The organism is Actinoplanes sp. SE50/110 (genome assembly GCF_900119315.1).
GTDB lineage: Bacteria > Actinomycetota > Actinomycetes > Mycobacteriales > Micromonosporaceae > Actinoplanes.
Map to the genome: position 1 here is coordinate 7,921,552 of NZ_LT827010.1, position 14,888 is coordinate 7,936,439.

General features: G+C 73.5%; 8 protein-coding genes and 2 pseudogenes. 5 read left to right on the forward strand and 5 right to left on the reverse strand.

Annotated elements, in window-relative coordinates:
• Nucleotides 1–113: 113 nt before the first annotated feature.
• The 3 genes from ACSP50_RS35310 to ACSP50_RS35320 form a co-directional block, all read right to left on the reverse strand.
• Entirely contained in the window at nt 114–314 is a 201-nt protein-coding gene (locus tag ACSP50_RS35310; RefSeq protein ID WP_014694117.1) for a DUF3046 domain-containing protein, read from the reverse strand.
• A gap of 478 nt (nt 315–792) precedes the next feature.
• Entirely contained in the window at nt 793–1,458 is a 666-nt protein-coding gene (locus ACSP50_RS35315; protein WP_014694118.1) for a UdgX family uracil-DNA binding protein, read from the reverse strand.
• 465 nt (nt 1,459–1,923) lie between these two features.
• Nucleotides 1,924–3,270, reverse strand: coding sequence for an aminotransferase class I/II-fold pyridoxal phosphate-dependent enzyme (locus ACSP50_RS35320; RefSeq protein ID WP_014694119.1), 1,347 nt, complete (start codon nt 3,268–3,270; stop codon nt 1,924–1,926).
• Nucleotides 3,271–3,333: 63 nt separating this feature from the next.
• Between ACSP50_RS35320 and ACSP50_RS35325 the strand changes: the two genes are divergently transcribed.
• Both ACSP50_RS35325 and leuE read left to right on the forward strand, forming a co-directional pair.
• Entirely contained in the window at nt 3,334–4,575 is a 1,242-nt protein-coding gene (locus ACSP50_RS35325) for a bifunctional pyridoxamine 5'-phosphate oxidase family protein/GNAT family N-acetyltransferase (RefSeq protein WP_014694120.1), read from the forward strand.
• Between the two features lie 22 nt (nt 4,576–4,597).
• A complete protein-coding gene (gene leuE, locus ACSP50_RS35330; protein WP_014694121.1) occupies nt 4,598–5,251 on the forward strand; it encodes a leucine efflux protein LeuE in 654 nt (217 codons plus the stop codon).
• 185 nt (nt 5,252–5,436) lie between these two features.
• On the opposite strand, the gene ACSP50_RS35335 is transcribed toward leuE, so the two are convergent.
• On the reverse strand, nt 5,437–7,677 hold the full coding sequence (locus ACSP50_RS35335; RefSeq protein ID WP_231956783.1) for a serine/threonine-protein kinase: 2,241 nt from the start codon (nt 7,675–7,677) through the stop codon (nt 5,437–5,439).
• A 186-nt stretch (nt 7,678–7,863) separates the two neighbouring features.
• On the opposite strand from ACSP50_RS35335, the pseudogene ACSP50_RS45280 reads away from it, so the two are divergent.
• A pseudogene (locus ACSP50_RS45280) lies at nt 7,864–8,931 on the forward strand (DEAD/DEAH box helicase); the annotation flags it as partial.
• Between the two features lie 243 nt (nt 8,932–9,174).
• Nucleotides 9,175–12,831: pseudogene (locus ACSP50_RS35340) on the forward strand (helicase-related protein); the annotation flags it as partial.
• A 195-nt stretch (nt 12,832–13,026) separates the two neighbouring features.
• Here the strand turns inward: ACSP50_RS35340 and ACSP50_RS35345 are convergent.
• A complete protein-coding gene (locus ACSP50_RS35345) occupies nt 13,027–13,953 on the reverse strand; it encodes an LLM class F420-dependent oxidoreductase (RefSeq protein WP_014694124.1) in 927 nt (308 codons plus the stop codon).
• A 72-nt stretch (nt 13,954–14,025) separates the two neighbouring features.
• Here ACSP50_RS35345 and ACSP50_RS35350 point away from each other — a divergent pair, with 72 nt between their 5' ends.
• Nucleotides 14,026–14,817 (forward strand): S-adenosyl-l-methionine hydroxide adenosyltransferase family protein, encoded by a 792-nt coding sequence (locus tag ACSP50_RS35350; RefSeq protein WP_014694125.1) that lies wholly within the window; start codon nt 14,026–14,028, stop codon nt 14,815–14,817.
• The last annotated feature ends 71 nt before the right edge of the window (nt 14,818–14,888 follow it).

Sequence of the window (14,888 nt, forward strand, 5' to 3'; positions counted from 1 at the left end):
GACAAAAATCCTCCGCCCTACCGAGGGCTGTGGATGGCCGAGCCGCTGTGGACAATAGCCGAACACATGTACTACATCGAGCGACACGCCAGAACAAGCGTACGAAGAATGACTCAGTGCAGCCTGGAAGGCACCCGATCGGGGTACGAGGCCACCACGGCGCGCCAGATGGTAGCCGTGTCGACACCCTGCGCAATCGCCTGCTCAATGGTGCGGCCGTCCAGCTCCGCGAAGGCGTGATCGGCCGCGATGCTGCGGGCGTAGGCCGCGCCGAACGCCTGTTCAAGGCGTCCCCAGAAGTCCGTCAGTCGCACCGTTCGAGCCTACCCATCCGGTCCGCCGACAGCCCGTTCAGCGAATCGCGGCCGCTCATTGTGAGCTCTGGCACCCTGCAGCACGAGGGCGGTGAAAGAACTCGGTACCTCACGGCCCGAGGTCCCGGCGGACGTCGGTTCACGAACGAACCCGGCCGACGTTTCTGACCCGGACGACCCGTTCACCCGATGCGGCGCGAACGATCCCCACGACTGGACGGCACGTGGAGCCGGCAGAGTCAGCCGGAAGACGGACGCATCCGCCCGCTCGGCCAGTCGGGGATTCAGCCCGGCCGCCCGTGAACCCGGCATCCGCCGCCTGTTCCGCGACGACCGGCCCGCGAACACACCAGGCCGGCCCGCTCAGGCCGTGCAGATGCCTCCTACGACGGCTCTTGCCGGCCGAGTTCGTGGACCTGTCGGCTCAGGCAGGTACCTCCGGGCGGATGAGTGGGTGGCGGTCGAGCGGCTGAACGGATCAGGCGGTGATCGCGGCGGCGGCGATCTTCAGGTCGTCGACCAGGCCCTGATAGGCGATGTCCCGGTTGTCCGCTCGGAGAACCGCCGAGGGGTGGATCGTGGCCAGCGCCCTGATCTCGGCCACCGGAAAGTCCTCGGGATGCTCGGCGGAGGCCGGCCAGGGCATCAGCTGGCCGCGGGACCGGTTCACCCGGAACGACGGGCCCAGCAGCGCCTTGCCCGCGGTTGCTCCGAGCAGGACCACGAGCTGCGGCTTCAGCAGGGCGAACTCGCTCACCAGCCAGGGACGGCAGGCGGTGATGTGGGCCGGCCCGGGACTCTGGTGGATGCGCCGGGCACCGCGCAGCTCGAACCGGAAATGCTTGACCGAGTTGGTGATGTAGAGGTCGGCGGGGTCGATGCCGGCATCGTCCACGGCGTCGCGGAGCAGCCGGCCGGCCGGGCCGACGAACGGCAGGCCCTTCTGGTCCTCGATGTCACCGGGCTGCTCACCTACGAAGACGATCTTCGCGTTCGGGGCGCCCCGGCCGAAGACCGTCTGGGTGGCGTTCTCGTAGAGCTCACAGCCGTGACACCCGGCTGCGGCCTGCTTGAGTTCGTCGATGCTGTGCGGCCGCGGTGGCACCCATTGCTGTGCGCCGACCGGACCTCCGGTCCGTGACATGCGTACGTTCTACCCGGCCCGGGACCGATCACGCCGACCGGGCCACTCTCCCGGAGGACGGCCGCCGCCAATGGGCGTACCGCAACAATCGGACGGCCAGGGCCGAAGCCCGCAGCCCGAACCGCCCACGGCCCGCCCCAGCGAACCGGAACCGACGCGCGGACCTGGACCGGCCACGGCCCGCCCCCAGCGAACCGGAACCGGCGCACGGACCTGGACCGGCCACGGCCCGCCGGGTAACAAGCCGGAACCGGCGCGCGAAACCTCGACCAGCCACGATCCGACGGCAGCAGCCGGAACCGGCGCACGAACCTACGGAACCCGCCGCCGCCCGCCGGCAGCAAGCCCGAACCGGCGCACGAACCCACGGACCCGCCAACGGCCTGTCCCGCAAGGAAGCGGGAGCCGGCGCGGATCTGGACCGCCCGCGGTCGGTCGGGAGAATTGACGGGGTCTCCAGGGAGGTCATCTCATCGGCAGCCCCGTGGCGGCCGGGTGGACGACGGTCGACACCGCGTCGGCCAAGGCCTCGATGTCGGACTCGGCGAGAGGGCTGACGGTGATCCGGATGCCGGGCGGTGAGGCGATCCGGAACAGCGCGCCCGGCGCCACGGCGTAGCCGGCGTCGCGCAGGCCGGCGATCGCGTGGGTCTCGTCGGGGACCGGCACCCAGACGTTGATGCCGGTGTCGCCGGATGATCGGACGCCCCGGGCCTGGAGCAGATGGCGCAGCCGGCGGCGGCGCGACCCGTAGGACCGGGCCGCGGCGGCGACCAGCTCAGTGACCTCCGGGTCGCGCCAGAGCTGCAGGAGGAGCCGCTGCGCAACGGTGGAGACCCAGCCCATGCCGATCCGCATCCGGCCGGCGACGCGGGCGATCGACGTCTCGTCGCCGGCCAGCACGGCGATCCGCAGGTCGGGGCCGAACGGTTTGGAGGCGGAACGGACGAACGCCCACCACCGGGTCACCGGGCCGACGCAGTGCGGGGGCGCCTCGGCCAGCTCGGCAGCGTGATCATCCTCGATCAGCAGCGTGTCCGGATGGTCGCTGAGCAGGTCGCGCAGCTCGGCGGCGCGGATGGCGCTGACCGCGGCGCCGGTGGGGTTCTGCGCGCGGACGGTGATCACTACGGCTCGGGCGCCGGCGCGCAGGGCGGCGTCGAGCGAGCCGGGCTCGGGGCCGTCCGGGTCGACCGCGACCGGCAGCGGCCGCATGCCCAGAGCCGCGATCAGGTCCATCAGGTTGGCCCAGCCCGGATCCTCGACGGCGACCGCGTCACCCGGTCGCAGGTGGGCGGTGAGCAGCCGCTCGATCGAGTCCAGCGCGCCGGCGGTGACGGCGATCGCGGCCTCGGCGACCGGCACGCCCTCGGCCAGCAGGCGGGGCCGGGCCGCCTCGATCAGCTCCGGCATGGTCGCCGCCGAGGTGTAGCCCTGCGGCGGGCCGACCTGGTCGGCGATCACCCGCAGGGCCGGCCCGAGGGGCGGCAGGAGGCTCAGGTCAGGCTCGCCGGAGGAGAGATTGAGCAGGCCGGCCGGCACCGGGGGCCGCAGGGCGGACCGGGAGAGCGCCACCGGCGGACGGGACCGGACCCGGGTGCCCCGCCGGCCCTCGGTCTCGACGACGCCGCGTTGCCGCAGCTCCTGATAGGCCTTGGCGACCGTGGCGGGACTCACGTGCAGCGCGGTGGCGAGCACCCGCACCGGCGGGAGGGCGGCGCCGAACTGCCAGTCGCCGCGCACGACGCCGGTCTCGATGCTGGCCGAAATCTCGGCGGCGGTCCCACCACTGACCTGATACTGTTCTGCCACACAGACGATTCTGTACTAGTACAAAGGCGAAAGCAAGCGGTTTCGCCCTCCCGGGAGGTCCTGATGACCGAGGTCTACGCGACTACCGACCGCACCACCGCGACCCGGACCCGCCAGCGCATGCACTACGAGCGCGACCGGGCACACGCCATTCTGGACGAGGCGTATGACTGTTCGGTGGCCTTCGTGGCCGACGGCGAGCCACGCGTGCTGCCGACCCTGCACGTCCGCGTCGGCGAGACGCTCTATCTGCACGGGTCCACCGGCGCCCGGCTGGCCCTCGGCGCCCGCGGTGACGGCGTCCCGGTCTGCGTCAGCGTGACCCTGCTGGACGGGCTGGTCTACGGGCGCTCGCATTTCCACCACAGCGCCAACTACCGTTCGGTGATCGCGCATGGCGTCGCCCGTCCGGTCGCCGACCCGGCGGAGAAGGCGGCGGCCATGCACGCCCTGGTGGAGAAGGTGGGCGCCGGCCGGGCCGCGGGCAGCCGGCCGCCGACCGACCGGGAGATGGCGCAGACCAGCGTGCTCGCGCTGCCGCTCGCCGAGGTGTCGGCCCGGGTCAGGGAGGGCGGCGTGGTCGACGAGCCGGCCGATCTGGACCTGCCGCACTGGGCCGGGGTGCTGCCGATCCGCCGGGTCGCCGGCCCACCGGAGAGCGACGCGGGCGTCGCCGTGCCGCCGCCCGCCTACCTGCCCGGCAACCCGGCGACCGAGTGGCAGACCCCGGCTCTGATGCAGGGCCGGCTGGTCCGGCTGGAGCCGCTGTCGCCGGCACACGCCGCGGGCCTGTTCGAGGCACTCGACGACGAGGAGGTCTGGCGCCACATCCCCCAACAGCGGGCGAGCAGCGTGGCGGACATGGCCGAGGACGTCGCCGAGGTGATCCGGGGCCAGTGGCGCGGTGACCGGGCCGGCTGGGCCCAGGTCGACCCGGTCACCGGCGTGGTGATGGGCATGACGACCTACCACGACGTCGACCCGGACCGCCGTTCGGTCGGGATCGGTCACACCATGCTGGGCCGCAGGTGGTGGCGCACCGGGGTGAACACCGAGGCCAAACTCCTGCTGCTGGAGCGGGCTTTCGACGTGCTCGGCGCGGCCAAGGTGTTCTGGTACACCGATATTCGCAACGAGCGCTCCCAGCAGGCGATCGCCCGGCTCGGAGCCGGTCGGGACGGGCTGCTCCGGCGGCAGCGTCTGCGACCTGACGGCACCTGGCGCGACACCGTAGTCTTCGCGATGACGGCGGACGAGTGGCCGGCCGCGGCGCGGCGCCTGCGGGACCGCTTGGCTGCCGGCTGATCGGCCTGGGGAGGCGCGACTGATGCTGGGCATCACCGATTTCTGGACGTACGTGCTGGGTGTGGTCGCCATCATCCTGCTGCCCGGGCCGAACTCGATCTTCGTGCTGTCGGTCGGCGCCCGTCGTGGCGTGCGGGCCGGATATCAGGCGGCGTGCGGGGTCTTCCTCGGCGACACGGTGCTCATGGTCCTCTCCGCGACCGGGGTCTCCTCGCTGCTGGGGGCTTACCCGCCGCTGTTCCTGGTGCTGAAATACGCCGGCGCCGGCTACCTGGCCTGGGTCGGGGCCGGCATCCTGCGCGGCGCCCGGGCCCGCTGGCGTGGCCGGGGCGAGGTGTCCGCCACCGAGGCGACGGAGGAGCCGGCCGAGATGCAGCGGCCGTTCCGGCGGGCTGCCGTGATCAGTCTGCTCAACCCGAAGGCGATCCTGTTCTTCGTCTCGTTCTTCATCCAGTTCGTCCAGCCGGGCTACCCGCACCCCGCCCTGTCGTTCCTGGTGCTGGGTGCGGTGGTGCAGTTCTTCAGCGCGCTGTACCTGACGGCGCTGATCTTCGGGGGCCGCTTCCTGGTCGGGCAGTTCCAGCGGCGCCGGCGGCTGGCGGCCGGGGCCGCGACCGGGGTCGGCGCGTTGTTCGTCGGGTTCAGCATCAAGCTGGCCACCGCCAGCCTGAGCTGACGGAGCGGGTCCGGCCCGCTCGACTGACCGCACGGGTCAGCCGCATGTTCACGCCCGGCCCAGCCGAGCAGCCGCGGGCGCACGGCTGACCCGCCCGAGCAGCCGCATGTTCACGCCCGACCGCTGGTCAGCCGCATGCTCACGCCCGACCGCTGGTCAGCCGCATGCTCACGCCGGACCGCTCGTCAGCCGCGGCTGGCGCTGGCCGGGGTGCCGCCGTCGGTGTAGAAGGTGCTCCACACCATTTCGAGCTTGCCCAGTTCGGCGGCCCAGGCGGCCTCCGGGGTGGCCCAGCCGAGGGCGTAGGCCCGGCCACCCATCGACAGCCAGCGGGTCCTGGCGCGCCGCAGCACACCGCCGGAGGTGCGGTAACGGAACTCCCAGTCGACCGCCGCGTGCAGCAGGACGACCGGGGCCAGCGACATCGCCCGGTAGTCGCGGACCTGCCGGCTCGCCCGCAGCCGCCGGTCCTCGGCACGGCATCCCTGGAGCGGGGCGGTCGCGGCCGGCCGGCCCACGTCCAGGCTCAGCACCCGGCCTCCGCGCGGCTCCCGGAAGCAGTACGTGCTGCCGATCCGCTGATAGGTCCAGCCGTCCGGGACCGGAAGGTGGAATCCGGTCCCGTCGGTGAAGTACGACCAGCCGGCCTGCAGGCGCCAGCCGTCGACGCCGCGGCCGGCACCGGCCTGCGGCGCCACCGGGGCATGGTGCGGCGCCGGCGCGTCGCAGACGATCGGCGAGAAACCGGCGGTCACCGGCGAGACGGACCCGGTCGGCGATGCCCGCGGCTGTGACGCGCCCGCCTCGGGCGCCGAGGCCCGGCTCGACGGTGACATCCCGGACGCGGGCATGCCGGACGACGACATGCCCGACGGGGACATGTCCGATGGGGACATGTCCGATGGGGACATCCCGGAGGACGACATGCCCGACGGGGCCGGCATGGGCGAATGCACCATCTGCGGGGCGGAGTCGTCCCGCTGCATCAGATGGACGCTGAGCAGGCTGCCGCTGATCAGAGCGACGGCCAGCAGACCGGCGAGCACCGCGCGGGTGGAGATCCGTTTCGCCGGCAGCGGATGCAGTGCCCAGCGTCCGGGCGGCACCCCGGTGTCCGGCAACGGGCCGGAGACCGGGCTGCGTGGCGAGGGGATACCGCGTACCGTCGCCTGGTTCCCACGGCGCAGCAACCGGGTGGCCGCCGGCCGCCCGGCCGCGGAGGGTTGCCGATTGTGGTGGGCGCGCGGCACGCCGGAACTGCTCGGGGCCCGGTTCCCCCCGTCGGTCCACCGGCCGGCACCGTAGTGCGAGTGGCCGGCGGCCGCCGGGACGGAGCCGGCATCGAGATCGTCGGTGACGGTGAACGTGCCGTCGATGTAGCCGCGCCCGGACTGCCACCAGCCGTCCGAGTCCTCGGCGTCATCGTCGTGATCCGCCTCGTCCTCCTCGGGAAATTCGGCGGGACCCGACTCCCCTTCCAGGACCAGCCCGGTCCCCGCCAGATCCGCGGTGCGAACCAGTTCGCCGGTAGCGACCGGGACCACCTCCGTACGATCCGAATCGGTCTTTGCCTCGGATGGCGGTGCAACGGCCGCCACCGTCGGCGAGTCCTCGGCGACCATCCTGGTCACCGGCGCGACCACGGTCGCGGGCCTCGCCGCGGCGGCCGGCCCGGTCTCCCCGAGCACCGCGCGCAGCCGTCGCTCGGTCTCGTCCGCGGACAGCCGGTCCTCCGGCGCGTACCGGAGCAGCCCCTCCAGGATCGGGCCGATCGGACCCGCCCGCAGCGGCGGATTCGGTGGTTCGGTCGCCAGCGCGGCAAGCGTCGCCATGGCGCTGTCCCGGGCGTACGGGGACTGACCCTCGACCGTGGCGTACAGCGTCGCCCCGAACGACCACATGTCCGCCGCCACCGTGGAGGCGCCGTCCCGCGCCCGTTCCGGGGAGACGTACTGCGGTGAGCCGACGATCAGGCCCGGTGTGGTCACCATGCCGTCGTCGACGAAGGTGGCCAGACCGAAATCGGTCAGCAGCACACGACCGTCCAACCCGATCAGGACATTGTGCGGCTTCACGTCGCGGTGCAGCACCCCGGCGCGGTGCGCGGCGTTCAGCGCATCGAGCACGGCCAGGCCGATCCGGGCCGCCTCGACCGGAGAGTACGGCCCCTGGGTGATCAACACCTGGTAGAGCGACCGGGACGCCACGTACTCCATGACGATCCACGACACCCCGTCGTCGTGCAGCACGTCGTACACCCGCACCACGTGCGGATGCGTCAGCCGGGCCGCGCTGCGCGCCTCCCGCAGCGTGCGGCTGTGCAGACGGTCCTTCTCCGCCTCGCTCATCCAGTCCGGCGGGACGATCTCCTTGATCGCGACGTCCCGGTCCAACATCTGATCGCGGGCCAGCCAGACCCGTCCCATCCCACCTGCGCCGACCGGTTCCAGCAATCGGTACCGGCCTGCGACGAGCATCTGCCTGACCGCCATCGGCACCCACCCATCACGTCGGCTATCAGGATAATCAGGCACAGACCGCCCAAGGAACGCCGATCACCCGGGCCCCGCGTGGGTCTCGGCGGCGGGTTTTTGTCGTACCCCCGGGGGAGGATGGTGGGCGTGCGAGAGGTGCTTGAGAATTTCGGTCCGGCCACCAGGGCGTGGTTCACGGCCGCGTTCGCCGCGCCCACCGCTGCCCAGGACGGCGCGTGGCGGGCGATCGGCGCCGGGCGGCACGCGCTCGTGGTCGCGCCCACCGGCTCCGGCAAGACGCTGGCCGCGTTCCTCTGGTCACTCGACCGGCTGGCCCGGGAGCCGGTGCCCGAGCAGGTGCGGCGTCGCTGCCGGGTGCTCTACGTCAGCCCGCTCAAGGCGCTGGCGGTCGACGTCGAGCGCAACCTGCGGGCGCCGCTCACCGGCATCCGGCAGGCGGCCGGCCGGCTCGGGCTGCCCCCGCCGGAGATCACCGTCGGGATGCGGACCGGGGACACGCCCGCCGACGAGCGGCGCGGCTTCGCCCGTACGCCACCGGACATCCTGATCACCACACCCGAGTCGCTGTTCCTGCTGCTCACCTCGGCCGCCCGGGAGTCCCTGCGCGGCGTCGAAACGGTGATCATCGACGAGGTGCACGCGGTCGCGGCCACCAAGCGCGGGGCGCACCTGGCCCTCTCCCTGGAACGGCTCGACGCGCTGCTGGACCGGCCCGCGCAGCGGATCGGGCTGTCCGCGACGGTGCGCCCGATCGAGGAGACCGCGCGGTTCCTCGGCGGCCCGCAGCACGTGGAGATCGTCCGGCCGCCCAGCACCAAGACCATCGACGTCACCGTCCAGGTGCCGGTCGAGGACATGACCCGGCTGGACGAGTCACCCGCGGGCGACGACCTCGACGGCGGGCGGCACACGCCGTCGATCTGGCCGGCGGTCGAGGAGCGGGTGCTCGACCTGATCGAGGGGCACCGGTCGACGATCGTCTTCACCAACTCCCGGCGCGGGGCGGAGCGGTTGTGCGCGCGGCTCAACGAGCTCTCGGCGGAGCGGGTGGAGCTGGCGCGGCTCGGCGAGCAGGCGGCCGAGCACGGTGAGGTCCCGTGGCGCGGCGGGTCCGGAGACCCCGTGGGGCCGCCGGGAGCAGCGCCGCAGGCACGGCTCGACGGACCCACGGCGGGGGCGAAGGCTGGGCTCGACGAACTCGGGGCAGGCCCGCCGGCGGGACTCGACGAACTCGGGACGGGACTACCGGCAGGACTCGACGAACTCGGGACGGGACTACCGGCAGGACTCGACGAACTCGGGACAGGACTACCGGCAGGACTCGACGAACTCGGGGCGGGGCCGTCGGCGGACTCGCTGGGCTCGGGGATGCCGATGGGGCGCGGCGGGGGGAGGTTCCGGCGTACCGGGAAAGCAACAAGCGGGACCGGCAACGGCCCGGCGCCGGGGGGAAGGCCGGGCGGAAAGCCCGCCGGTTTCCGGGGCAACGGCGCCGCCGGGATGCCCGCAGCGGTGATGGCGCAGGCCGGAGCGACCCTCGGGGCGGCACCCGTCGTCGCCCGGGCGCATCACGGCAGCGTTTCGCGGGAGGAACGCAAGCAGATCGAGGAGGCGCTGAAATCCGGGCGGCTCCCCGCCGTCGTCGCCACCTCCAGCCTGGAGCTGGGCATCGACATGGGCGCGGTCGACCTGGTGGTGCAGATCGAGGCGCCGCCGACCGTCGCGGCCGGGCTGCAGCGCATCGGCCGGGCCGGGCACCAGGTCGGGGCCGTCTCGCGCGGGGTGGTCTTTCCCAAGCATCGCGGTGACCTGCTGTCCTGCGCCGTGGTGGCGGAACGGATGAGTGAGGGGGCGATCGAGGAGCTGCGCTATCCGCGCAATCCGCTCGACGTGCTCGCCCAGCAGATCGTCGCCATGGTGGCGCTCGATGCCTGGCCGGTGGACGAGCTGGCCGCACTGATCCGGCGGGCCGCGCCGTTCGCCGAGCTGCCCGAGTCGGCGCTGCACGCGGTCCTCGACATGCTGTCCGGGCGGTACCCGTCGACCGCCTTCGCCGAATTGCGCCCGCGGCTCGTCTGGGACCGGGGCACCGACCTGCTCACCGGTCGCCCCGGTGCGCAGCGGCTCGCCGTGACCAGCGGAGGCACCATCCCGGACCGGGGCATGTTCGGCGTCTTCCTGGCCGGCTCGGAGAAAGCCTCCCGGGTCGGCGAGCTCGACGAGGAGATGGTGTACGAGTCCCGGGTCGGCGACGTCTTCCTGCTCGGTTCCACCTCGTGGCGGATCGAGGACATCACCCCGGACCGGGTGCTGGTCTCCCCGGCGCCCGGCGCCCCGGCCCGGATGCCGTTCTGGAAAGGGGACTCCCCCGGCCGGCCGATCGAGCTGGGCCGGGCGATCGGTGCGCGGCTGCGGGCGCTGGTCAAGGCCGGTGACGAGCGCGCCACCACCGCGCTGCGCGAGTCCGGGCTGGACGAGTGGGCCGCCGGCAACCTGGTGAACTACCTGCGCGAGCAGCGCGAGTCGACCCGGCACCTGCCCGACGACCGGACGATCGTCGTCGAACGTTTCCGCGACGAGCTGGGCGACTGGCGGATGACCGTGCACTGCGTGCTGGGCGCCCGGGTGAACGCGCCGTGGGCCCTGGCGATCGGCCGGCGGCTCGGTGAACGGTTCGGCGTCGACGGGCAGGTGATGCCCTCCGACGACGGCATCGTGATCCGGTTGCCGGACACCGCCGAGGAGCCGCCCGGCGCCGACCTGGTCGCCTTCGACCCGGAGGAGATCCTCCAGATCGTCGAGGAGTCGGTGGGCACGTCCGCGCTGTTCGCCTCCCGGTTCCGCGAGTGCGCGGCGCGGTCGCTGCTGCTGCCCCGTCGGGACCCGCGCCGCCGGCAGCCGCTCTGGCAGCAGCGGCAGCGGTCGGCGCAACTGCTCGACGTGGCGCGCGAGTTCGCCGACTTCCCGGTGACGCTGGAAGCGGCCCGCGAGTGCCTGCAGGACGTCTTCGACGTCCCCGGCCTGACCGGCCTGATGCGCGAGATCGCCGGCCGCAAGGTCCGCCTCGTCGAGACCGAAACCCCGCGGCCGTCGCCGTTCGCGCGATCGCTGCTCTTCGGCTACGTCGGCGCTTTCCTGTACGAGGGGGACGCCCCCCTGGCCGAGCGGCGCGCCGCCGCGCTCGCCCTGGACGCGACGCTGCTCGGCGAGCTGCTCGGCCGGGTCGACCTGCGCGAGCTGCTCGACCCGGGAGTGGTCACCGAGACCGAGGCCCAGCTGCAATGGCGGACCACCCAGCGCAGCCCGCGCGACGCCGAGGACGCGGCCGAGCTGCTCCGGCTCCTCGGCGACCTCTCCCCGGCCGAGCTGGCCGAACGCGGCGTGCCGGAGGACTGGGTGGTGTCGCTCGAGTCGGCCCGCCGGGCGATCCGGGTGCGGGTGGCCGGCGAGGAACGCTGGATCGGCGTCGACGACGCGGGGCGGTATCGGGACGCCCTCGGGGTGGCCCTGCCGGTCGGGCTGGCCGAGGCGTACCTGGAGCCGGTCGCCGACCCGCTCGGTGACCTGGTCGCCCGCTACGCCCGCACGCACGGACCGTTCCTCGCGGCGACCTGCGCGGCCCGGTTCGGGCTCGGCGTCTTCGTGGTGGAGCAGGCCCTCAAACGGCTGTCCGCGACCGGCCGGGTGACCTCCGGCGAATTCTCCCCGGACGGCGCCGGCACCGAATGGTGCGACGCCGAGGTGCTGCGCATGCTGCGGCGGCGGTCGCTGGCCGCGCTGCGCCGGGAGATCGAACCGGTCCCGCCGAAGGTGCTGGCCGCGTTCCTGCCCCGCTGGCACCAGGTGGGCGGCAACGCGCGCGGTGTCGACGCGCTGGCCGCCGTCATCGAACAGGTGCAGGGGCTGGCCGTGCCGGCGTCCGCGTGGGAGCGGCTGGTCCTGCCGGCCCGGATCGCCGACTACGCCCCGCCGCAACTCGACGAGTTGTGCGGCAGCGGCGAGGTGCTGTGGGCCGGGTCCGGGTCGATCGCGGGTGGCGACGGGTGGGTGACCCTGGCCTACGCGGACTCCGCGCCGCTGCTGCTCCCCCCGCCGGACGAGGAGTTCGCGCTCACCCCGGCCCACCAGGCGGTGCTGGACGCGCTCGGCGACGGGCAGGCGCTGTTCTTCCGGTCGCTGTCCGACCGGGCCGGCTCGACCGACGACACCGACCTGGCCGCCGTCGTCTGGGATCTGGTGTGGGCCGGGCATCTGACCAACGACACGTTCGCCCCACTGCGCGCGTTGCTCGGCGGCAGCGGCGCGCACCGGGCGAAAGCCGCGCCGGCCCGAAGCCGCTACCGGCGGCCCGGGCGGCCGCACCTGCCGTCCCGGACCGGGCCGCTGAACATGGCCGGCCGCTGGTCCCGGCTGCCCGACCGGGACCCCGACCCGACCCGGCGGGCCGCCGCCCTCGCCGACCTGCTCCTGGAACGCCACGGGGTGGTGACCCGGGGCGCGGTGATGGCCGAAGGGGTGACCGGTGGGTTCGCGGCGGTCTACCCGGTGCTGAGCGCGCTGGAGGAACGCGGGGCGGCCCGCCGCGGCTACTTCGTCGAGGGGCTCGGGGCCGCGCAGTTCGCGGTGCCCGGCGCGGTGGACCGGCTGCGGGCCCTGGCCGAGCCGGCGGAACTCGCCAAACGCACCGGGGCGGGCGGGCTGGTGCTGGCCGCGTCGGATCCCGCCAACCCGTACGGGGCGGCGCTGCCCTGGCCGGAACGGATCGTCGACAGCGGGGACGGTGAGCCGGTCGCCAAAGCCGGGCACCGGGCCGGACGCAAGGCGGGGGCGCTCGTCGTGCTGGTCGGCGGCGAGCTCGTGCTCTACGTGGAACGCGGCGGGCGGACGCTGCTGTCGTTCGCGGACGATCCGGAGGCGCTGACCGCGGCCGGGCAGGCGCTGGCCGCCTCGGTGCGGTCCGGGGCGCTCGGGGCGATGTCGGTGGAACGGGCGGACGGAGAATCGGTGCATGCGTCGCCGCTGCGGGAGGCGCTGACCGCCGCCGGGTTCCGGGCTACGCCGCGCGGGTTGCGGCTACGAGGGTGAGCGGCGGCGGGTGAGCGGCGGCGCTGCGGGAGGCGCTGACCGCCGCCGGGTTCCGGGCTACGCCGCGCGGGTTGCGGCTACGAGGGTGAGCGGCGGCGGGTGAGCGGCGCCGCTGCGCGCGGCCGGGCCCGGGGCTACACCGCGCGGGTGGTGACCGCTTCTGCCCGGGGTGGGGAAGCGGCCACCATCAGCCGATCAGATGTGCGGCAGCACCTCCGAGGCCACCAGCTCGATGTGCTCGATGTCGGACAGGTCCAGTACCTGCAGGAACAGCCGGGATGCGCCCGCCTCGGCATACCGCTTGATGGTCTCGACCACCTCGCCGGGCGTGCCGACCACGCCGCCGCTCTCCCGCATCTCCTCGACCTCACGGCCGATGGCGGCGGCGCGGCGGCGCAGTTCGGTGTCGTCACGGCCGGCGCAGAGGACGGCGGCGGCGCTGAAAGCCGGGGGTTCGGCGCGGCCGATGGCGGCGCTGGCCGCACGTACCCGGTCGAAATGCGCGGGCAGCTCGTCGATCTTGGAGAAGGGGACGTTGAACTCGGCGGCGAACCGGGCGGCCAGATCCGGGGTGCGCTTCTTGCCATGCCCGCCGACGATCACCGGGAGCGGCGACTGCACCGGTTTCGGCAGCGCCGGCGAGTCGGTGAGCCGGTAGTGCTTGCCGTCGAAGCTGAACGTCTCACCGGCCGGGGTGCCCCACAGACCGGTGATGACCTGCAGTTGTTCGTCGAGGCGGTCGAAGCGTTCACCCAGCGGCGGGAACGGGATGCCGTACGCCTGGTGCTCGGTGTCGAACCAGCCGCCGCCGAGCCCGAACTCGATCCGGCCGCCGCTCATCGCGTCGACCTGGGCGACCGCGATCGCCAGCGGGCCGGGAAGCCGGAACGTCGCGGAGCTGACCAGCGTGCCCAGCCGGATCCGGGACGTCTGCACGGCCAGCGCGGCCAGCGTGATCCAGGCGTCGGACGGCCCGGGGGCGCCGGACACGTCCCCCATCTTGACGTAGTGATCGGAGCGGAAGAATCCGTCGAAGCCACCGTCCTCGGCGGCTTTGGCGACCCGGAGCAGGTCGTCGTGGCTGGCACCCTGCTGGGGTTCGGTGAAGATCACGAGACGCATGACGTCAACCCTGCCAGATCCGCGCGGCGTGCCCGGGCGCATCGGGTGGCGACTGGCAGTAACTTGGCCACCATGGCCGGTTACGGATGGATCAGCTTCACCACGGATTACGGCACGTTCGACGGGTTCGTGGCGGCCTGCCACGGCTCGATCGCCCGGGTCGCCCCGGATGTCCGGGTGATCGACGTCACGCATCACGTGCCGCCGGCCGACGTGACCCGAGGTGCCGCCGTGCTCGCCCAGACCGCGCCGCATCTGCCGCCGTCGGTGCATCTCGCGGTGGTCGACCCGGGGGTCGGCACGGCGCGCCGCGGGGTGGTGCTGGCCACCCCGGGCGGGTTGCTCGTCGGCCCGGACAACGGCCTGCTGATCTGGGCCGCCGAGTCGCTCGGCGGGATCACCGCGGCCCACGAGCTGGGCAACAAGGAGTGGACGCTGGGCGACGTCTCGCGGACCTTCCACGGCCGGGACGTGTTCGCTCCGGCGGCGGCGCGGCTCGCCGGCGGCGCCGCGCCGTCCGAGGCCGGTCCGGCGCTCGACCCGGCTTCGCTGGTCCGTCTGCCCGATCCGGTCGCCAGCGTCGGCGACGGCTGGATCGAGGCGGAGGTGCTGACCGTCGACCGGTTCGGCAACGTCCAGCTGGCCGCCGAGGGGGCGCTGCTCAGCGGGCTCGGCACCGAGCTCACCGTGAACGGCACGGTCCGGGCCCGGCGCGGGGCGACGTTCGCCGATGTCGGGGCCGGCGAATTGCTGGTGTACACCGATTCGGCCGACCAGGTGGCGATCGCGGTGAACAACGGCCGCGCCGTCGTGGTCCTCTCGGTCGTCCCCGGCGACATGGTGCGCATCGCCGAACGCCGCTGAAGCCAACCGCGGCAACAGGATCGGTGGCCGGACACCGCCGAACCGGCGCCGTAAACCAGACCGAGGACCGA

What these genes read in the sequence shown, in the direction of transcription:
- ACSP50_RS35345 (WP_014694124.1), bottom strand. Translation starts at nt 13,953, where the DNA reads ATGCGTCTCGTGATCTTCACCGAACCCCAGCAGGGTGCCAGCCACGAC.
- ACSP50_RS35350 (WP_014694125.1), top strand. Translation starts at nt 14,026, where the DNA reads ATGGCCGGTTACGGATGGATCAGCTTCACCACGGATTACGGCACGTTC.
- ACSP50_RS35325 (WP_014694120.1), top strand. Translation starts at nt 3,334, where the DNA reads ATGACCGAGGTCTACGCGACTACCGACCGCACCACCGCGACCCGGACC.
- ACSP50_RS35315 (WP_014694118.1), bottom strand. Translation starts at nt 1,458, where the DNA reads ATGTCACGGACCGGAGGTCCGGTCGGCGCACAGCAATGGGTGCCACCG.
- ACSP50_RS35335 (WP_231956783.1), bottom strand. Translation starts at nt 7,677, where the DNA reads ATGGGACGGGTCTGGCTGGCCCGCGATCAGATGTTGGACCGGGACGTC.
- leuE (WP_014694121.1), top strand. Translation starts at nt 4,598, where the DNA reads ATGCTGGGCATCACCGATTTCTGGACGTACGTGCTGGGTGTGGTCGCC.